This is a genomic window from Acinetobacter sp. yr461 (genome assembly GCF_900110445.1).
Taxonomy (GTDB): Bacteria; Pseudomonadota; Gammaproteobacteria; order Pseudomonadales; family Moraxellaceae; genus Acinetobacter; species Acinetobacter calcoaceticus.
This window is the reverse complement of the sequence record NZ_FODU01000003.1, coordinates 154,324-173,560: the sequence shown is the minus strand read 5'-3', so window position 1 is coordinate 173,560 and position 19,237 is coordinate 154,324. Positions and strand designations below refer to the sequence as shown.

At 37.7% G+C, this 19,237-nt stretch carries 17 protein-coding genes; 5 read left to right on the top strand and 12 right to left on the bottom strand.

Annotation, left to right across the window (positions count from 1 at the left end):
* Positions 1 to 317 precede the first annotated feature (317 nt).
* Entirely contained in the window at positions 318 to 2,507 is a 2,190-nt protein-coding gene (locus tag BMW38_RS07125) for a TonB-dependent receptor family protein (protein ID WP_092706879.1), read from the top strand.
* Between the two features lie 76 nt (positions 2,508 to 2,583).
* Here BMW38_RS07125 and BMW38_RS07120 read toward each other — a convergent pair whose 3' ends face one another.
* Positions 2,584 to 3,135 (bottom strand): TetR/AcrR family transcriptional regulator, encoded by a 552-nt coding sequence (locus BMW38_RS07120; RefSeq protein ID WP_092706877.1) that lies wholly within the window; start codon positions 3,133 to 3,135, stop codon positions 2,584 to 2,586.
* A 690-nt stretch (positions 3,136 to 3,825) separates the two neighbouring features.
* On the opposite strand from BMW38_RS07120, the gene BMW38_RS07105 reads away from it, so the two are divergent.
* Positions 3,826 to 4,161, top strand: a complete 336-nt coding sequence (locus BMW38_RS07105; RefSeq protein WP_092706873.1) for a hypothetical protein — start codon at positions 3,826 to 3,828, stop codon at positions 4,159 to 4,161.
* Here the strand turns inward: BMW38_RS07105 and BMW38_RS07100 are convergent.
* The 9 genes from BMW38_RS07100 to pepN all read right to left on the bottom strand — a co-directional run bounded on the left by BMW38_RS07100 (position 4,142) and on the right by pepN (position 15,153).
* Positions 4,142 to 4,690, bottom strand: coding sequence for a chorismate mutase (locus BMW38_RS07100; RefSeq protein WP_244524338.1), 549 nt, complete (start codon positions 4,688 to 4,690; stop codon positions 4,142 to 4,144). The genes BMW38_RS07105 and BMW38_RS07100 overlap by 20 nt on opposite strands.
* 91 nt (positions 4,691 to 4,781) lie before the next feature.
* Positions 4,782 to 5,465, bottom strand: a complete 684-nt coding sequence (locus BMW38_RS07095) for an SDR family NAD(P)-dependent oxidoreductase (RefSeq protein WP_092706869.1) — start codon at positions 5,463 to 5,465, stop codon at positions 4,782 to 4,784.
* Between the two features lie 9 nt (positions 5,466 to 5,474).
* Complete coding sequence (locus BMW38_RS07090; protein WP_092706867.1) at positions 5,475 to 6,236, bottom strand: SDR family NAD(P)-dependent oxidoreductase; 762 nt, start codon at positions 6,234 to 6,236, stop codon at positions 5,475 to 5,477.
* Between the two features lie 7 nt (positions 6,237 to 6,243).
* Positions 6,244 to 6,930: a glutathione S-transferase family protein gene (locus BMW38_RS07085; protein WP_092706865.1), complete on the bottom strand. Its 687-nt coding sequence runs from the start codon at positions 6,928 to 6,930 to the stop codon at positions 6,244 to 6,246.
* Between the two features lie 231 nt (positions 6,931 to 7,161).
* The gene (locus BMW38_RS07080; RefSeq protein ID WP_092706862.1) at positions 7,162 to 8,181 is read right to left on the bottom strand and encodes a Csu type fimbrial protein; all 1,020 of its coding nucleotides are present in this window, start codon (positions 8,179 to 8,181) and stop codon (positions 7,162 to 7,164) included.
* Positions 8,172 to 10,631, bottom strand: a complete 2,460-nt coding sequence (locus BMW38_RS07075) for a fimbria/pilus outer membrane usher protein (protein ID WP_092706860.1) — start codon at positions 10,629 to 10,631, stop codon at positions 8,172 to 8,174. Before BMW38_RS07075 ends, BMW38_RS07080 begins: the two co-directional genes overlap by 10 nt.
* Before the next feature lie 9 nt (positions 10,632 to 10,640).
* Positions 10,641 to 11,348 carry a fimbrial biogenesis chaperone gene (locus BMW38_RS07070; RefSeq protein ID WP_092706858.1) on the bottom strand — a complete coding sequence of 236 codons (708 nt, stop codon included), beginning with the start codon at positions 11,346 to 11,348 and terminating at the stop codon, positions 10,641 to 10,643.
* A gap of 74 nt (positions 11,349 to 11,422) precedes the next feature.
* Complete coding sequence (locus BMW38_RS07065) at positions 11,423 to 11,959, bottom strand: Csu type fimbrial protein (protein WP_198495542.1); 537 nt, start codon at positions 11,957 to 11,959, stop codon at positions 11,423 to 11,425.
* 587 nt (positions 11,960 to 12,546) lie between these two features.
* On the bottom strand, positions 12,547 to 15,153 hold the full coding sequence (pepN, locus tag BMW38_RS07060) for an aminopeptidase N (RefSeq protein ID WP_092706856.1): 2,607 nt from the start codon (positions 15,151 to 15,153) through the stop codon (positions 12,547 to 12,549).
* A gap of 318 nt (positions 15,154 to 15,471) precedes the next feature.
* On the opposite strand from pepN, the gene BMW38_RS07055 reads away from it, so the two are divergent.
* The 3 genes from BMW38_RS07055 (at position 15,472) to thiM (ending at position 17,901) form a co-directional block, all read left to right on the top strand.
* Positions 15,472 to 15,729 carry a hypothetical protein gene (locus BMW38_RS07055; RefSeq protein ID WP_004643236.1) on the top strand — a complete coding sequence of 86 codons (258 nt, stop codon included), beginning with the start codon at positions 15,472 to 15,474 and terminating at the stop codon, positions 15,727 to 15,729.
* 151 nt (positions 15,730 to 15,880) lie between these two features.
* Positions 15,881 to 17,038 carry a hypothetical protein gene (locus BMW38_RS07050; protein WP_213031117.1) on the top strand — a complete coding sequence of 386 codons (1,158 nt, stop codon included), beginning with the start codon at positions 15,881 to 15,883 and terminating at the stop codon, positions 17,036 to 17,038.
* Between the two features lie 35 nt (positions 17,039 to 17,073).
* Positions 17,074 to 17,901, top strand: a complete 828-nt coding sequence (thiM, locus tag BMW38_RS07045) for a hydroxyethylthiazole kinase (protein WP_092706854.1) — start codon at positions 17,074 to 17,076, stop codon at positions 17,899 to 17,901.
* 32 nt (positions 17,902 to 17,933) lie between these two features.
* Here the strand turns inward: thiM and BMW38_RS07040 are convergent, their stop codons facing one another.
* Together BMW38_RS07040 and BMW38_RS07035 are read right to left on the bottom strand one after the other, a co-directional pair.
* Positions 17,934 to 18,785 carry an AraC family transcriptional regulator gene (locus BMW38_RS07040; RefSeq protein ID WP_092706852.1) on the bottom strand — a complete coding sequence of 284 codons (852 nt, stop codon included), beginning with the start codon at positions 18,783 to 18,785 and terminating at the stop codon, positions 17,934 to 17,936.
* 81 nt (positions 18,786 to 18,866) lie between these two features.
* On the bottom strand, positions 18,867 to 19,226 hold the full coding sequence (locus BMW38_RS07035) for a 5-carboxymethyl-2-hydroxymuconate Delta-isomerase (RefSeq protein ID WP_213031116.1): 360 nt from the start codon (positions 19,224 to 19,226) through the stop codon (positions 18,867 to 18,869).
* Positions 19,227 to 19,237 lie beyond the last annotated feature (11 nt).

Here is a 19,237-nt window from a genome sequence, read left to right as displayed (position 1 = left end):
TTTATTACCGATTTATCTATATCAAGATGGCAACAACATACTTGTGAGCATCCTAATACTTTTATACTTCTAGTGTCTTTAAACAGAAGTTGTACATTGCTCTACATAAGAAAACTGCATTCTATTAACATCCATTGTCTAGCTAAAACTTTATTGTTTATACCTAAATGATAGCCAGCAATTTAAAATTGCTATCAATTCTAATTTTTTAGAAATTGTTTAAAATTCTAAGAAAAAAAATATAAACCCCTTTATAAAATTTTGTTACTTTTCGCTATAATGATTATAATTATCGTTTAGGATTTCGATACATAAACATGGAACGCTCATCTACTCTTTCACTCCCAAATTTTAAGTTCAAAGTTTCTACTCTTAGCTATGCGATCGGACTTGCTTGTACTTATCTAGCAATTCCAGCACATGCCGAAGATACAGCTACCAGCGCCTTACCAACCATCACTATTAAGGCGCAAGGTAACTGGTTAGAAGAAGCAAATGCAGAAACGGTTCACAAACATGCTGGTGCTCGAACTATTGTTGACCGCAAACGTTTAGATGAAACCGCTGCAACTTCAATCCGCGAAGCATTAAAACAAATTCCTGGGGTTCAAGCTCAAGATAGTAGTGGAACTGGTGGTAGTGATGTTTCACTCAATATTGGGGTCCGTGGTTTAGCATCACGCCTATCGCCTCGCTCAACAGTTTTAGTAGATGGTGTTCCACTTTCATTTGCTCCTTATGGACAGCCACAATTATCTTTAGCGCCTGTTTCAATAGGTAATATTGAATCTGTTGACGTAGTACGGGGTGCGGGGTCAGTTCGTTTTGGGCCTCAAAACGTAGGCGGAATTATTAACTTTGCGACCCGATCAATTCCACAAGATTTTAGTGGAACTGTTAGCTTAACTTCAGAATATGCATCTGGTACTGACCAAGTAAAACTCAGTCCTAATCTATTTGTTGGGGGAACTTTAGATAACGGATTAGGCCTTGCCCTCTTATATTCAGGGACTAAAGGAAACAATTATCGAGAAGCAAACAATAAGATTGATATCGATGATGTAATGTTAAAGTCTGCTTATCAATTTAATGATAAAGATTCAGTTGCTTTAAATCTGCATCATTATGAAGGTCGAGGCGAAATGCCAGAGGGTTTAACTCAGGCTCAGTATGCTGAAAACCCTTATCAGTCTTCTGGTGAAAAAAACTATTTTGCAGGTCGACGTACTGATGTCTCTTTACGTTATAACCATAAAGATGAAAAAAATAACTTCGAAGTTCTGACTTACTACATTGACTCTTTCCGCACAAGTAATCTTGAGACCGTGTTAGCTAATGGTCAAAAGCGCCTCGACTCTGCTCCACGTGATTACAAGGTCTACGCAATTGAACCGCGTTACTCTCGCATTTATGAGCTAGGTAATACTCAAAATGAAGTAACAGTAGGCTATCGCTACTTAAAAGAAGAAAGTTCTGAGTTTGCTGGACGTACTGCATCTTATGCAGCAGATTCATCAGCTCCAGATTTTGCTCCACGTAGTAGCAGCGAAGGTGGCACCAAAGCGCATGCGGTATATATCGACAACCGTATGGAATTGGGCCGTTGGACGATTACACCAGGTGTTCGTTTCGAATCAATTGAAACCCATAATAACTTCACAGGTTATAACAAAGGACAACCTAATACTGTTTATCCAAAAATTGATTCAGACGAATTTTTGCCAAGTTTATCTGTGATGTACTCGGCAAATGAAAATTGGAATATATTTGCAAACGCTGGTGTATCTTTTGGTCCACAACAGTACAGCCAATTGGCTCGACTTGAAGGAACAACCGCAACAGCTACAACCGAAGGTTTACATCCTGAAAAATCGAATAACTATGAAATCGGAACCAAATATCTAGGTAATGGTTTAAATGCCGAATTTACTGTGTTCTATCTAGACTTTGATAAAGAGCTTTCATTAGTACGCGATGCTGGTAATAACGGGATCTGGACAGACTTAGGGGCAACCAGCCATAAAGGTATCGAAACTGGTATTAGCTATGATTTCGGTCAATTAACAGACGCGTTAGAAGGCTTAAAAGTATATGGTAACTATACTTTTACCAAAGCAGTAGCTGAAGCAGGTCAATTTAAAGATAAAGATTTACCGTTTTATTCGCGTCATGTTGGTAACGTCGGTCTAGGTTATACACTTGATAAATGGGCTTTAAATGCGGATATGTTTGCACAGTCTAAGCAGCATTCACCAGATCTTCCAGATAGTAATGTCTATCAAACAGAAGAAACTGCTGATGGTAAATACGGAGATATTCCGGGTTATACCACTTTTGCGGTCCGTACCTCTTATGACTTAAGTTCACAAGTTAAAGGTTTAAAAATCGCTGGCGGAATAAAGAATGTCTTTGATAAGCAATATTTTACCCGCTCAACTGACTCTACAGGTGGTAAGTATGTAGGGCAACCACGTACTTTCTATCTACAAACATCTTTTGACTTTTAAAGCTAAATCAAATTGAACAAAAAGCCCTCTTCGGAGGGCTTTTCTAAAGGCATTAAAAACTAGAATATTAATCAACCTAAACGAGCATCGACATAAAATATTCTAATAACTTATCTCTTTCATCGATCTTATTTGCACTTAAAAGCTGAACCATTGCTCCATCAATCACAAATAAAAACATGTAAGCATCTTCAACTGTGGCTGTAACTTTTACGGTTAAAATCAGCTTATAAATTTCTTTAATGAACCAATTTCGATAGTCACTGACGACCTTATAGGCTGCGGGATAAAGCTTTTCAATTTCAAAAATGGCTTTAAACTGCAAATGATAAAATCCTTCTAAGTCAGCATGTAAAAAGAAGATTTTCTTTAACTGATCGAAAACCATAAGTTCTTGGTAAGAATGAATAATAGAAAACACCTCATGTTTTAATGCGTCTTTTTGAAAAGTCAGAGACATCTCAACCAATTTTTCTTTAGAGTGAAAGTAATTATAAAAGGTGGCTTTTGGAATTTTGGCTTCACTAATAATTCGGTCAACCCCGATGTAAAACCCATGTTGATTAAATAAATCTTTTGCCGCGTGGAGCACTTGTAGTGCTTTAAATGAAGCTTCTAAATTTGGCATAGATATACCGTTTAAAATAATTTTTTGTTGTATATAAAAGAGATAGAAATGCCGTCACTCTTAAAATGAGCGCTAAAAACAGGCATGTGAAAACGACACAAAAGTGGTGTGTTCGCCTATCTCAGGTTTTATTGTTGCTATGTTTTTTAGTCGTAATTGATCTAGAGGTTAAAACCTATAGTCGATTAAACCTTTTTAAAGACCAGTTAGGTGGTATAAATAGAGAGAATTTGGCAAAGGCCAAGAAATAAGAAGAATTAGTACGCATAGCGGACTCCTAGATGAAATAGAAGTTCTACCAAATCACTGCTAAATGATTATGGTGGCAGAACGAAGAAGGGTTAGCAGACCAGTCATCTAGGAACCGGCACGCCCGAGGGCGTCCCTCCTCCGTCCTACCGCTACGAAGGGAGACGAACGAGTTCGACACCAAAAAATTGCTTTTTTGATGTCCTAGATGAAAACGGTCTGCTAAAACCGACTGGCAATGTGGCCAGCAGGCAAAGGATAATCGGAGAGATTTTGGGTGTCAATGTAATATTGGCCAGAAAACAGTTAAATAATTATTGTTTTTCATTAGATTAGAATATTTAATTACTTTATTAAAAATTCATTATTAGCTCGTCTTTAGTTAATATGAACTACAACTTAATTATATATTTCATCCACTACTTTAAAATAAGGATAATTATGTTAGACCTAGACGAAATGAATGGAAATTTTTTTAATTTTGATCAAGTAGATACATTCAAAATAGAACATGATCCTATAATGAATTGCTACAACCTTGTTTTGATTCTATCTAAGGATTTACATGATCCTTCAGCCCCAAAATTCAATGTATGCTTTAGCTATATTTCAGATTTAAGTCTGAATGATAGTTTTAGAAATAATTCTCAACAATTCCCTTCTTTAATTATCGAAAAGCACAAAAATCAGTGGGATAATGTTAATTATGAAATCAGACAAGTGGAAGATGAAAACTTAAGTTTCAAATGCAAGAGTTTTACTGCTTTCTTAACTTAATTTTATTTAGTGTCATACATAAAGCTTTTTTATCGGCTTCTTTAATTTGAGGGTGTTGAACAGACCACATGTAGCCACAGCTATGAGGTGCTTTGTTATTATTTTTCTTGAGTTCATAGGCAATATTTTTTAGAAGCTCTGTGTTTAGCGTACTAATTTTTAAACGTACTTCTGCTAAATCTTGGGGCTTCCAATTGGTTTCCGGACTCGATAACCAGTCTGCTCGATAGCGGTACTGAATTGCCTTAGCAACATTCATTTGAGTCACAATAAATGGCTTCATTGTTTCGCTATTTAAACCAAAAGATTCAGCTTCGGAAACAGATTGATCTAGCACTTTCTTTTCTTGAGTTAAATCTTCAATCGGCAAATGCTGCTCTGCTTTATAACCTGCTACATCCTTCATATAAGATAAACGCTCGTTAATTAAACGGGCAGTCTGATCATATTGATATGCTTGTGCTAATGAAGAAAAGCCCATGAAAACTGCCAACGTACAAACCGCTTTAACAGCTTGCTGAACACGCATAATTTTTGCCATGTAAATACCCTATCGAAATTATTGTTTTGTCATCATTCCAGATCAGTACTGTATTTTAACAACATGCGAAAGTAAAATTTCAAGATAGGCTAAGTTCTTGGCTCCATGCCGAATCAGGCTGCTGATAGATGTGTTGGCACACTTGTTTTACAGATGAAATAAAATGCTGGTTTTGTCCATCCCATTTCTCAACCATGCAATAGGTGATATGAATACCTTTAGGTTGAAACTCTCTTGCCAATGACTGCGCTAAAGCACGAATGCCCGCGAACATGCTTTGACTCAATACATCATAATGAGTCGAGTTGCTAAATGGCGCTCCAAGAAAAATAACCGTGCCCCGCTGCTGCTTTAGCATGGGCTTAATCACAGCTTGCGCTACACTCACAGCACTTAAACCTGTGGTCTGCCAACGGTGTTCAATCTCTTCTAAAGATAAAGCCTCAATATTTGGCGAAGATGAAAAGTTTGGATGAAACACACATAGCTCAATTTTGTGGCCGTGATGAGAAATATAACGCACCAAGCCTTTTAAATGATCTGCATTCATCAAGTTCAAATGGAGTGCTGTCACACCATCATTTATAGAATGGACTTGCATATTCTGTGCAGCTGAATCATGCACAACTTGATAAAGGTGTAATGGAAATTGTGCGTTTTTATCTAGAATTACAAAGTCACGCTCAATCAGTTGTAAATCATGACCAGCAACGACAACACAACCCTGCTTTTTTTGAAATCTTAGAAATATTTTTTTTAGCATTTTAGTCTCTCAAAATTTTTCTTGATAAGGGCGTAAATCCAACTCATGTGTCCAAAGCTCAGGCATTTGTTGGTAAAGCATCCAATAGTTTTCCGCAATTGCATCAATATTGAGTCCACCCGTTCCACGCGTAAGACGGGCTAAACGCCCTAGGCCAAATAATGCTTTATTCACTCTATCGCCATCGACCATTCCATCAATAATCACATGAGCAATATGTATGCCTTGTGATTTATAGATTTGAGCTAGATTTAGTGCATAAGCTCGCAAGGCAGATTTACCCATCGTAAAAGCTGCAAAAAAAGGTTTTCCGCGCAAAGAAGCACTCGCCCCAGTAAAAATAAGCGTACCGTAGTTTTGATCTTTAAAGATTTTTAGACAGCTTTGAGAAACTAAATACGCCGATAGAAAAGTGGATTGCCACATTTTAGTAAAAAATGATAGCGGGCTGCGTAAAAAAATTGAGGGAATATTCCCTCCCACATTATGAATTACAGCGGTAATACGCTCATTTTGGCTGGTGATTGTGTCAAACAAGGCCTGGACTTGCTTTACATCTTCTGCATCCAGACGAAATGCAACAGCATCGCCGCCTTTTGAATGAATTTCGGCAGCCACTGCTTCAATTTTTTGGAAAGTACGCCCAGCGACATAAACTTTTAAGCCTTCTTTTGCAAAACGATGGCACACGGCTGCACCAATGCCCTGCGATGCTCCAACGCCAATAACAACTACACAATCTAATCTTTTATCTGGTGTTGCTAATGTCATGGTCGTTTCACCCTGTTTGTTTTTTATACCATAATGCAATAGACGGACGATCCAAAATTTCTTTACTAAATTTTTTGCTTGTGCGAATCACTTCACCAAGTTGAGCCACAACAGCAATATCTGCAATTGTCTGCGAGTCTCCAACCAACCATTCACTTTGCGATAAAACCTGCTCAATACGGTCTAGGTGTTTTCTAAACTCTTCTTCAACATGTTCAGCTTTCATTCGGCCAAGGCCCTGAAAAAAAAGCTGTGTTTTCAATTCGGCCAAAATAAAACCTTTTACCATTGGTTTTTCATACGCTGGGCGGCCAACACTGCTAATACGAATTGCTTCAACTAGGGCTTCTGGGTCATTTACGCGTAAATAGACTTCAAAGAAATAAAGAGATTCATCTGCCCAGTCTTCCCATAATTCGACAAGAGCTTTTTGATTTGGATCGTCAGGATAAAGCCGTGGTGTATCTGGATAAGTTTCTTCTAGGTAGCGAGCAATTCGGGTACTGTCTTGTATTCGCTGTCCATTATGGTCAATTACAGGTACTTTACCCACTTTACTGAGCAAAGGAACTTTAGCTCCCAAAATGCCGTTATAGTTAACTGTTTCAAATGAGATTCCTTTAAATTTCAAAATTCTTGAAACTTTCTGACAAAATGGGGAAATTTCCCATTGATGCAAAATAATATTCGACATTGATTTACCTTTATTTTAATTGCCTGCTTTGCTTACTAGTTCTTTTTCAGAACTAATCAATAAATATACAGAATGTATTTTTAAGTCAAACCATTTTTAATGACGAATAAGTTTTAAAATGCCAAAATCATTTGATTTATATCGTTTTATGCTCTGCCAGTTTTAATGAATATAATTAAAATTATGCGGAACCATGTCATTAAAATAGAACCGCGTGTAGGCTCGAAAAAATTAATAAGTCACTGTAACAACAACGCTATCAGAATAATTTCCTGGCGTACTTGCAATGGAAGTACCTTGAGGAATTTTTCCATAAACTGGCGTAGTTTGAGCACTACCTGTTCCTGTGCCAGACACTCCACCTGCTCCCCCAATATTAGTCACTCCACCCGTAGCATCCCACACCGTACTATAGTTAGAGTCTTTATATAACTGGTAGGGAATAAATTCATTATTGCCATTAGTCATACGTCTAAATCCACCCGCTATACGGTTGTTTCCATCCCCTAAATAAATGCTATATGGCGTTCCATAATTACAAGTCGAATTTACAGCTCCTTGTGCTGTGTAATCATGTTTAGTCGTACTAATATCATTTATATTACCGAAATCTACAGTTGAGGTTGAGTTTAATTGGCACAAACTTGGTACCACAAAGTTCGCTGTTAGCAACGTATCGCCTGAATCCCACCCCCCAATTAAATCACCGCATGATAAACCCAAAAGATCCATATCCCAATACAACCGAACCGAAGCCGTATAGGTTCCTTTAGGATATGCAATGAGTGACCCCGTTCGGGCTGGTACTTTCACATTTACCGAGTAACTCACAATATTATTTGATGCGATTGTTGCTACTGGTCCATACCACACATTGGAGGTTTGATTCGTGGTAGAAGAGCCAGCTCCACCTACAGTTGCAGTGACTGTATAAGGTAAAGTCACACTATTATTCGCAGTGGTTGCTCCCGTAAATACGGTTTTCATACACATGAAATTAGAAATCTGGGGAAGTCCTAAATTCGTGCAAGTAATTGTGCCTGAAAGGTTTACAGTTGCATCACTATTAATATTTGCTGCCGTGTAGGTAAAAGTACTATTAGTAGTTCCGCTTACTGTACAAGCAGCATGTGCTGGACTAAAAAAAGCATAAACGAGATAAAATAAGCAAATGCCTATAAAGTATTTTAAAGACAATGAAAATTTCTTATAGCTCTCTATTTGAGCCTTATTCATAATATTTAATGACATATATAAGGTCCCAATTTCTTAGTTGAGTACTGATTACTGTTATATGTGAAGTCAACTTGGCATGAGCCATGATCCAAAAGATCGACTTCAAGTTTGTTTTGTTTTAACAGGTTTGGAATAAATACTTCACCATCGTAGCCAACTACACCATCTTGTTGCCCATTAATTCGAACCGTATAACCTGGTAATAATGCTGAGTTGTTCGAATCAACAAGTTTAACTAACCCTGAAATGACCTGATGAGCGCCAAAATCAATAAGACCACCTTGGCGATAACCTACAACTGTTTTCTGATCTGTAGATTTAACGCTCCAATTTAAAGGAAGATACGACGGATCTAAATAAATATGATTCTCTTTATATGGCATTAGACTAGGAATCAGAAATCTTCCAGAATTATCGGTTACGCCTAAATTTACCCCGCCATTTATAATCTGACTTTGCGGTCCGGCATTGGTCACAACTGCATAGCCGTCACCAATTTCATTGGCTGCAAAAATCCGTCCTGCTGCCGCAACCAACGATCCTGTCGCTGAAACTGCAACCTGATCGTTATCTCCAATTCGGTTATATCGACCTGTCAGGTAGGCTGCCCGAGCACGGTAAGAGGCATAGACCGATGCATTGTTTTGATTGGCATCCTGATCGCGCTCAACATAGCCGCCCCATCCAAATGAGCCGATTTGGGGTTCTGATAAGCCAAATATTTCTTGACGGTAACTCAACCTGCCGCTATCACTAGATACACTCGTAATCGCATTAACTCGGGTAGACGGTGTATAACGCAGTGCAAAGTAAATGCCATAGTCTTTGTGATTTTCATAATCTTTATACGCTGAGCTATAAAATCCCCAGTTCTTGTTCAGGCTTCCGCTTAAATTGGCAGACACTAACTTATAAGAATTGTCGCTAAATTTGATCTGGTTATAACCCAGATAAGCGCTATATCCTTCGTAAAAGTTATAGCTCATCCCTGCCCTAAAAATCTCATCTGCCAGCGCACTGTAGCTCAAATAATTTTTGGGTTCAGCATCGGCCTGATTATCTTTTAAATATCGAATTTGAGACACGCGGGCAAGGTCAAAGTAGTTATCAAATACTTTACGGTAACTGGTATTAAATGAAATATTCTTACTGATACGCCCTTCTAAACCAACCAAGGCAGAATAACCGTTTTCATCTTTATATTGGCTTGCTGCAATATCAGCATTAATTACCCCGAAACCAAACAGGTTCTTGGCAAAACCAGTACCCAGATTTGACAGACCATCTGTAGAAGCCTCTGCACCACCGCTTAAGGTCAGTGAGTTACTGTAGCCATATCGAATCGCGCCCGAAGCAAAGGTGGCATCATCATAATCGTTCGAATACAGCCCATAGTTATAACGTGGAACCCCAACATCTACTGAGAATTCATTAATGCCTTTTGCTAAAATTTTAGATGAAAAATAGTAAGCCTGTTTGGTAATGCTCTGCTGACCTGTTGCATCAGTGGTTACAAGCGTGACTTCATTACCCGAAATAAACGGGAGCTGCTTAATGTCAAACGGGCCTGAAGGCACTAGTCCCGAATAGATCTTTTGTTGGTTAACGTATAAATCCAGAGTCGAAGGCAGTGCAGCCGAGCCGGAAAATTGTGGTAATGCCGAAGTGACAATATCGCCACGTTGGGTATAAGCACTCGACCACTGAAAACCCGCCAAACGTACACTACTTCCCCAGTCAGAACTATTGGAAATAAAGTCTCCTAGGGTATATATCCTGATCTTTTCAGGGTCTACATACTGCCACTTACTCTCTAAGCGCACCCACTTTTCATGGCTATAACTAGTTTCATTACTGCCGTTGTATAAAACGCCTGATGAAAAGTTACCAATTGCACTGTTAAAAATCCCTTCTGCCGAACCAGAGAAAACATTCTCGTCATTAGTCAGGGTGTGATAGAGGCTATAGTTCAAAATGGCAGCGTTTAAGGGTTTCATTTTTAGTAAATGAGGACTGGTAATCTGCTGGCCATTTAAATCAACTGCATAGCCTGCCAACATGCTGGACGGAACTTGTAAGTTTAGAGATTGTTCATTCTCTAAATATTTAAACTGAATTCCTTTTAGCTCATTAATACACACCCATTGGCTATCTGGAGTATGCTCATCCATTTTAACTCTTAAATTTTTTAAGGCACCAGAGCGAATATATAGCTTTCCATCCTTAGATTGCTTCACGGCAACCAAGTCTTCAGCGGCATTTGAATTAATAGAAATAATTAAAAAAAGCTGAGTAAAATTAAGATATTGTTCCTCTCCATTGGTATTCACCTGTACATATTTATTATTGCTATCTATAGATTTAGGAACACTGGGAATTGGAGTGTTCGTATTATCTTGGAGTTGCTCAGCAAAAGAATACACAGGAAGATATGCAACACATAAGACACCTATAATGTATTTCATAGAAGCCTCTTAAAGTGTGGTTTTCTTACCATTAACTGTCAGAGAAACGCTGTATTTATGATTTGGCTGATATGTAAAATTATTAATAGAGTAGCTTCGTGCCTGCTCCGCAAGAATATAACCATTCACGGTATTTACTTTAATCGGATAGCTTTTATTCGCTGTGGTATCCACAAGCGCTAAGTCATTTAAAAGTGCATGCCTGTTTCCAATATTGCTAATATTTAAGGAAGGTACCTCCTGATTAGCATCAATTTTCCAATTCAATTGAGTAATCGCGTCTTTATTTACCACAAATACAGGCAATGACGAGCGTAAAAGTACGTTAACCCCTTGAGCTGCTTTACGGCTATCAATCGGTTTTGGTAGTTCATCAATAATAATGCGATACGTTTTTTCACCAGAAACGGGTGCTGGATTAATTCTAACTACACGCAAATTATAAGAATCATTAGACTGTAATTTTAAAAATGGCGGGCTAATTGCGATTTCATCTGTAGGTGTTAACTGATCCTGTCCATTTTTCTGAGTCCATTCAAATACACGAATCTGCAAATCACTACTTTCATTCGATTGATTAAATAAACTAATTGAAGCAGCACTCTGATTACTTAATATTTCTACATTCACAGGCGAAAGACGAATTGTAGCGGCGTTAATATTGTTAGATGATAAAGATAAGAATAATCCCATAATAATAAAGATATTTTTTTTCATGATTTACTCAAATATAACTTTTTTAATGTGTTAGCCCTTTCAAAAGGGCTAACAATATTTCTAATTTATAAAAATTAATAAGTTACTGTTATTGTTACTGTATCAAGATAACTACCCGCACTCGGCAGCGTTGAGCCAGCAGGAATACGGCCATATACATTCACTGTTTGCACTGCACCACTACCAGTTCCACTATAGGCAGTCGTTGCAATGCCGATTGCTGTGGCATGCCCCGAATCTGAGTAAAGGTTATAAGGAATATATTCGTTGCTTGTTGCACCACCAATCATACGACGTTGAGTCGTCTGAGCATTTTGCCCAGCATCGAAAGCCAAGGTCCACGGCACAGTGTTGTTACAAAGGACTTTGATTGAGGTGCCACCTGTTGTTGTGGTGTCTGCATCGACGTTGCTAGCAAGAGAACTTAAAGTCCCAAAGTCTAAAACCGCATTCGCTGTTGTACCTGTAGCGGAAGTATTCAATACACAACTATTCGTTACTGTTGCCTTAACAGTTAATGTACCCGTTGCTGTAGCTGCATTTGCTGAATTGAGAGAAAATAATGCTATAGCAATTACTGATAAATGAAAAAAAGTCTTTTTCATAGTCAAAACCTTTTAAATTAAATTGTTAAAACTAATAGATATAAAAAATTTAGCACTTATTCTTACAATCATTTTTTATTTGACTGCTCCTTTTAAAGTTTATTTTTTTACCCTATTTTTAAACATCATACATAAAAACAATTAAAATGCATGAACTTATTATTATTTTAATTTCTAATTAACAAAATATAATTACTCAAACCAACTCCACAGATACAAAAATTAACACATCAAAAACTCAACCTATTGATTTAAATAATTTAAATAAAACCTTCACAAAGTTTATTAAGTAAAATTTAAATAAATATGTCAAAAATTCAGCTAATTTTATGAAACTAAATGCTAAATACAGATTTACTTACTTTATTTTTATATTATTGCTCTCTTAAATTTTGATTGTATAAGATTACTTAAAGATAAATTTCAAACAAACTATCAAATATTATAATTTAAATAAAAGTAAAATGATGCGCAGTGGAGCTAAAGACGAATCACTATAAGGAAAGTTTTATTTTTTAAGCGTTAAATCGCTATAGAGACATATAAAAATAAAGGCCTCTTACGAGACCTTTATTTTTTATATTTAAGTCTAATTAAACACTCAACATACTATTTAAAGTTTCAGAGACATTTTTCGATTTCACTTTAGGCTGCAATGCTTGCAAAGCCTGTTGCACTTGAGTCCGCTGAGGTTCTGCCAAAGTGTACCAACGCGACAATACTTGTAACAGTCGTGAACCTAAAATTGGATTCTTCTCGTCAAGATATTGTGCAAGGTTAATAAAGTGAGCTACACCAAAGCCCCACGTGTTTTCAGGATTATTTGATAATCCTCCACTCACCGCACGAATACGGTTTGGAGTTGTTAAATCATAATCAGGATGTTGAGTAAGGTATTCAATTGTTTCAGTTGTCGCATTCGGGTTTGCAGCCTGAATCATAAACCACTGATCTAAAGATAAAGCTTCATCTTTAAAACGGTCATAGAAATCAGCAAGTACATCTTGAGCTTGAGGCGCATTTTGCCAAACCAGTACACGTAGCGCACCTAATCGTTCAGACATATTACCTGTGTTCTGATATTGCACATGTGCGAGTTCAAATGCGGTTTGATCACCCTGACGAGCCATCATCATGAGCATAATGTTCTTTAACGCACGTACACCCATTGCCAAAGAAAACTCTTTTTGCAAATCTGGGTCAAGTGTAAGGTAAGTATCTTTCCAGAATGAACCCAACTCTTGTGCTAAACGATTGAGCAATGCTTCACGTTTTACATGAATATCAGCTGGTGCATAGTTCTGATCTATACGACTACCCAAATAACCTTCGCTTGGTACATCAAACAAGCGTGATGCCAATAGCGGGTCGCGACCGACTAACTCAGGCAGAGTGCTTTGAATTGCTTGAATGTATGCATCCGCAGAATGGTCTGCTAGCAAAATACGTTCAAGCAAGGTTTGCGTTGCTTGCCATTGGTTAAAGCCATTTGTTTCATGCTGAATTAAGAAAGCTAACTCTTCATCTGTATAATCAAACACAAGATTGACTGGTGCAGAGAAATTACGGAGTAGTGACACAACTGGTTGTTCAGTCACGCCTGTAAATTCGATAGTTGCTTCATTTTGGTCAAACAAATACACGCCATCTTTAACACCGTTTACAAATAAGCTCTCACTGTGCAATGCATATTGCTCACCAGTTTTAGCATTAAATAGCGCTAAAGCCACAGGAATTGGAACAGCTTTTAAATTTGGATATTTAGGATGTGCTTTTAAACTTTGTTTAAAGCTTAAGCGATAGGTTTGTGCTGATGCATCGTATTCACCTTTTGCTTCGAGCTTTGGTGTTCCTGGTTGGTTATACCAAGTTAAGAATGCAGATAAATCGACACCTGAACCAGCAGTTAATGCAGCAACCCAATCTTCTACAGTCACGGCTTGTCCATCATGACGGCGGAAGTATTCATCGGTCCCTTGACGGTATTTTTCTTTACCTAACAAGGTCGACATCATGCGGTTAATTTCCGCACCTTTTTCATAAACTGTTGCAGTATAGAAGTTATTAATTTCGACAAAGTGATCTGGACGCGGCGGGTGTGATAATGGACCTGCATCTTCAGGGAACTGGTGTGATTTCAGCACAGCTACATCGTCAATACGTTGTACCGCAGCAGATTGTAAATCTTCAGAGAATGACTGATCGCGGAATACGGTTAAGCCTTCTTTTAAGCAGAGCTGGAACCAATCACGACAAGTAATACGGTTTCCTGTCCAGTTATGGAAATATTCGTGAGCAATCACAGACTGTACACGCATAATCGCAGCATCAGTGGTGTACTCTTCATCAGCAAGCACGCATGCCGTATTAAAGATATTTAAACCTTTATTTTCCATTGCGCCCATGTTGAACTGACTGACTGCAACAATCATGTAGTTGTCGAGGTCATAAGGACGACCATAATGTTCTTCATCCCAACGCATTGAATGCTTTAATGCTTCCATCGCGATATGACATTTTGGAATATCTTTCTCAATTGCATAGATTTCTAAAGCAACATCACGTCCTTCAGAGGTCGTATAGCGATCTTTAAGAACTGCTAAATCACCAATGACACAAGCAAATAAATAGCTTGGCTTTTTGGTCGGATCTTGCCAAATCGCGAAGTGGCGGTTTTCACCAGCTTCACCCGTTTCTAGCAAATTACCATTGGCAAGTAGCACTGGATATTTTTTGTCTGCTTCTACGCGTGTAGTAAATACAGAGAGTACATCTGGGCGGTCTGGATAGAACGTGATTTTGCGGAAACCTTCAGGTTCGTTCTGCGTTACAAACAAGTCATCTGCTTTATATAAGCCTTCTAATTGAGTATTCGTTTCAGGATGAATAATGACTTGCGTTTGTAAAATGACTTCATCTGGTGCATCAGTGATCACCAGTTGTTCACTATCGAGTGAATATTGTGCAGGAGTGAGAATTTGTCCATTTAACTGAACAGATTGTAATTCTAGGTCACGGCCTAATAGCACCAAATCTCCAGCAGTTTGACGCTTCATCACTAATGTCGAATCAACAATTGTTTTGTCATCATATACTTGGATATCAAGATTAATTGATTCAACCAAGAACGCAGGTTTTTGATAATCTTTTAAATAAACTGTCTGATCTGCCTGAACTGGAGGCTGCGCCGCAATATTCATCTTTATTCCTTATATACTCGTCTAAACAGTAGTATGAGTCGTCATGAAATATCATACGCCAAGTCATACACACTGTATTTGATTACCTTTATGAAATTAATGGGACTTCATTTATACATTTCAAATTAGAATCTTGTTTTATTAGCACAGATTAGACCAAATTTACGATAATCGTTGTTTATATAAGCAATCTATACAATAAAAATAAAACACCTTTAGCTTTTAACATTTTTTAGAGTCAGCTTACATTTTGGGCATGGTTCTTGCCTAATAAAATATACCAATATGGGTATCTAAATTAGAACAAGAGGTGTCAGCATGGAATTCAAAGCACATTTTCATCGACTAGAGAATATTAAAGCTATTCATGATCTATCAGCAGCAGGACTCGATCACCATGTGATTGCCGTGTTCTTATCTGCGGAAGGTATTTCTATTACAACTCAGGAGGTTACTTCTATTGTTAATACTTACGATGCGTTAGGGAAACTGAAATTACCAAGTAAAAAAGTACAGGCGCTTATTAAAGCCAAAAAACTTGGCCAAAATGATGAGAGCTTGCCGTGCCCTGTTTAATTCAACTTTTTAGCCCACTATGAAAACCTAAAATCGAAACATAGATTTTAGGTTTTTCTATTTTAGCAACAAACGAAAGTGGCAATCTCAGCCATCTATAGCTCGGCTGTGTATAATAGCCCCATCATTTTTATTTTATGTTCGGAGCAAAATGGCCTTACAAATTCTACAGAAACAGCTAGATGAAAGTAGCCATTGTCCTCTCTGCCAAGCCTCAATGTACTGGGTAGATGCCGAGCAATTTGAACAAGACATTCAATTCCATGAATGCAGTCATTGTCAGCACCGTCTATTTAAAGATCAAAGAATGACTTGCCACTGTGATACATGCACAAAACAACGGAAAAAGCTTCTACAACAAACACGCCTACAAGAACAACGACAATTTAAGTCAAAAGAACAACCACAACGCAGTCTGGAACAGCTCAGCTTTTTACATAAACTGTTCTTGCTAAGTCTCCTAGACGACTATGCGCGTGAAGAAATCGCTCATGATGAATATATTCATTGGGACAAAATTAAATACCATCACATCACGCCTAACTGGATGTTTCAGAGCTATTTAATTAAACAGTTGCATAAAGATGGCATTTTGAATGCAAATGACCAAACTGATGACCCACAATGTTTTCACTTAAATATTCGTTTAGATGGCTACAGCGATCCAAGTTTATTTAGTGTGGCTCAGCAACTACGTAATTGGTTTTATGAAAACTTAAGCTTTGGTATTCCTTTTCGTAGTGCAGATGAAGTGAAAGACGTACTTTTTCAGGTGCTCTATCAAGAAATTATCCAGTTCATGCAGTTCTACTGCCGAACTTGGGGTATCCAAATTGCCGGAAATTCAAATTTTCAAAGCTTTTGCTATCGTTTAATGGATTCACTCGCAATTGGGCAGATTTATTATCTGGTACAAACTGCACTCGAATATCTGTATAAACAAAAAGTTTTACAGCCTCGCAATGATAAATTTATTAACACTAATCTATTAAAGAAAACATTAGAACAATATCGAGAAAGAGCCGTGACCGAAAAGTGGGAAACCTCTATGCTCCCCCGTCCTCACAATATTCCTTACAGTAAAATGAGTTATGTTTTGCTTAATCGTTTCTTAGGGTACGACGAACAGATATTTGTGCAACCTGTATGGAAAGCATGGCGAAAAATTGAACCACGTTTAAACTTTTATTCTGTCAAACGTTGTATGTATTGTGGTTCAAATGATTTAACCGTTGACTATGATGCAGCAGATTATGTTTCTTTGATTTGCCAAAAATGTAAGCATCAAGACCACTATTTTACCCACTAAATCTATAATCACTTTGGCTTACTAGGGATAATAATATGACATCGACATCTAGTTTGATTGAACAGGTCATTGAAGCTTGGCAGAACATGCAAGCAAAAACGCCTCTTGTACAATGTATTACTAATAGCGTTGCTGCAAACTATACGGCCAATGTATTACTCGCGTCTGGTGCTTCGCCTGCGATGATTGATAATCCTTATGAAGCAGAAAGCTTTACCAAAATCGCATCGGCCTTGAGCATTAATTTAGGTACACCCACCACTGAGCAAATGCAAGCCATGCAGATCTCAGCTAAAACAGCTCAGCTAAATGATATTCCATGGGTACTTGATCCGGTTGGCTATGGGCCAATTTTACCTTGGCGTAGTCAAATGACAGACGAGCTTTTACAATTTAAGCCAAGCATTATTCGTGGTAATGCTTCAGAAATCAGTACACTTGCAGGTAATCAGGTTCAATCTAAAGGTGTAGATAGTACCCTTAGTAGTGATGATGTCTATAGACAGGCTTACGCGCTATTAGTACATACAGACTGTATCGCAATTTCAGGCGAGTCAGATTACATTCTGTCTAAAGAACTAGATGTCGTTATCCAAATTAACGGCGGCAGCCCCTTACAACCTAAAATTACAGCAACAGGATGTGCTTTGGGTGCATTAATCGCTGCATATAGTGCGGTAACGACTCCAACCATTGCAGCGCTTTCAGCTCATATACATTTTGCAATTGCGGGTAAACTTGCATCCAATCAGGCACAAACCATGGGAAGTTTTAGTACCATTTTTATGGACTATATCCATATGTTAGATGCTAACCTAATTGAGCAATATGCAAATATCAAACTATTTGGTTTAAAGGCATAACCACAAGAAGTTATGCCTTTGTGGGTAACAGACTACTTTAAAAGTAAGTAGATATCTGTAATAAGATCACATTCTTTCACATCATGCACAAAGTTATAATAGTGAAAGAAAACTGGATAATCTCCAGCTTCTTCAGGCTGCTCAGTTAACCAGTTTTTAAAAATGTAATACACGCTATCTTTAATCTGGTCATGGCTACCAAAATGTCTTACGGTCGCGTAACGTCCGGCAGGAATTTCCCCTGTTTGTACGCCATAAATATTTTCAGGTACAGTCGTTTCAATTGACCCTGCAATGTCAAACCTAAACGCGTCTGATGGCGTCTGTTCAGGGTCAGAAAAAGGAATGCCATACGTTCTTGATTTAGTCACGGGTGATAAACCCGTTTCTTTACGCCAAGCAATAAAACGTGCAGCAGTTTCAAAAACTTTATCTGGACTTCCCAGATGCGACAGATACGCAATCTTTTGGGCAGGACGCTCAACAATATTTACATTCATTTTTAGCTCACTTTTCGGAAGTGTAAAAACAAGCTTCTGGTGCCAAGATTCCCAGTCCGGTTTATCTCTAAAAGCCCGAGGAGTTTGATCAAATGAACGCTTAAATGCACGAGTAAATGCCTCTGGACTATCAAACCCTGCTTGTAATGCAATCTCAATAATTTTGAGATCAGGTTCAAAAGCCAATTGAAAAGAGGCCCGCTTTAAACGAGAAAGTTGAATAAACTTCATCACATTTAAACCAATATGAACGGCAAAAATACGATGAAAATGAAATTTGGATAAGGCTGCAATCTGGCTCAATCGATCAACATCTAAATCTTCATCTAAATGTCTTTGAATATAATCGCAAACCAGTTGCAGCTTTTGTGTATATACAGCCATACATTTATGTCTGTTCATTCGATAGCACTACTTTTACATAGTGCTGATCTCTATTCTTGATCGAAATTGCGCTTTTTAAAGTTATACAACTTGCTTAAAATAATCTTCTTTTGGCATATCAACAAGTTCAACACATAATTGAATTTCTTTATTAAACTCTTGTTGTAGATAATTTTTATTGCTGAGTGCCGCTAACAACTGATCACCCATCAACTGTTTTTGCTCTGCATTTCTTCCCGACAAAATATAAACTTTTACATGAATATAAGCCTGTTCTAGTCCCAAACCAATTAGGAAAACATCATCTTTACGCGCACGGCTTTTAATGTCTTCTGGACTAAATAACTCTGTTTCAATGAGCGTTGTATTAATTTCTTTAAGTAATTGTTTTGCGTTTAATCCAGTTAAGTTATCTGAATAATCAACTACAATGTGCGGCATAGCCACCTCAA

What these genes read in the sequence shown, in the direction of transcription:
- BMW38_RS07125 (WP_092706879.1), top strand. Translation starts at nt 318, where the DNA reads ATGGAACGCTCATCTACTCTTTCACTCCCAAATTTTAAGTTCAAAGTT.
- pepN (WP_092706856.1), bottom strand. Translation starts at nt 15,153, where the DNA reads ATGAATATTGCGGCGCAGCCTCCAGTTCAGGCAGATCAGACAGTTTAT.
- BMW38_RS07075 (WP_092706860.1), bottom strand. Translation starts at nt 10,631, where the DNA reads ATGAAATACATTATAGGTGTCTTATGTGTTGCATATCTTCCTGTGTAT.
- BMW38_RS07055 (WP_004643236.1), top strand. Translation starts at nt 15,472, where the DNA reads ATGGAATTCAAAGCACATTTTCATCGACTAGAGAATATTAAAGCTATT.
- BMW38_RS07070 (WP_092706858.1), bottom strand. Translation starts at nt 11,348, where the DNA reads ATGAAAAAAAATATCTTTATTATTATGGGATTATTCTTATCTTTATCA.
- BMW38_RS07080 (WP_092706862.1), bottom strand. Translation starts at nt 8,181, where the DNA reads ATGTCATTAAATATTATGAATAAGGCTCAAATAGAGAGCTATAAGAAA.
- BMW38_RS07105 (WP_092706873.1), top strand. Translation starts at nt 3,826, where the DNA reads ATGTTAGACCTAGACGAAATGAATGGAAATTTTTTTAATTTTGATCAA.
- BMW38_RS07050 (WP_213031117.1), top strand. Translation starts at nt 15,881, where the DNA reads ATGGCCTTACAAATTCTACAGAAACAGCTAGATGAAAGTAGCCATTGT.
- BMW38_RS07040 (WP_092706852.1), bottom strand. Translation starts at nt 18,785, where the DNA reads ATGGCTGTATATACACAAAAGCTGCAACTGGTTTGCGATTATATTCAA.
- BMW38_RS07090 (WP_092706867.1), bottom strand. Translation starts at nt 6,236, where the DNA reads ATGACATTAGCAACACCAGATAAAAGATTAGATTGTGTAGTTGTTATT.
- BMW38_RS07095 (WP_092706869.1), bottom strand. Translation starts at nt 5,465, where the DNA reads ATGCTAAAAAAAATATTTCTAAGATTTCAAAAAAAGCAGGGTTGTGTT.
- BMW38_RS07085 (WP_092706865.1), bottom strand. Translation starts at nt 6,930, where the DNA reads ATGTCGAATATTATTTTGCATCAATGGGAAATTTCCCCATTTTGTCAG.
- thiM (WP_092706854.1), top strand. Translation starts at nt 17,074, where the DNA reads ATGACATCGACATCTAGTTTGATTGAACAGGTCATTGAAGCTTGGCAG.
- BMW38_RS07035 (WP_213031116.1), bottom strand. Translation starts at nt 19,226, where the DNA reads ATGCCGCACATTGTAGTTGATTATTCAGATAACTTAACTGGATTAAAC.
- BMW38_RS07120 (WP_092706877.1), bottom strand. Translation starts at nt 3,135, where the DNA reads ATGCCAAATTTAGAAGCTTCATTTAAAGCACTACAAGTGCTCCACGCG.
- BMW38_RS07100 (WP_244524338.1), bottom strand. Translation starts at nt 4,690, where the DNA reads ATGCGTGTTCAGCAAGCTGTTAAAGCGGTTTGTACGTTGGCAGTTTTC.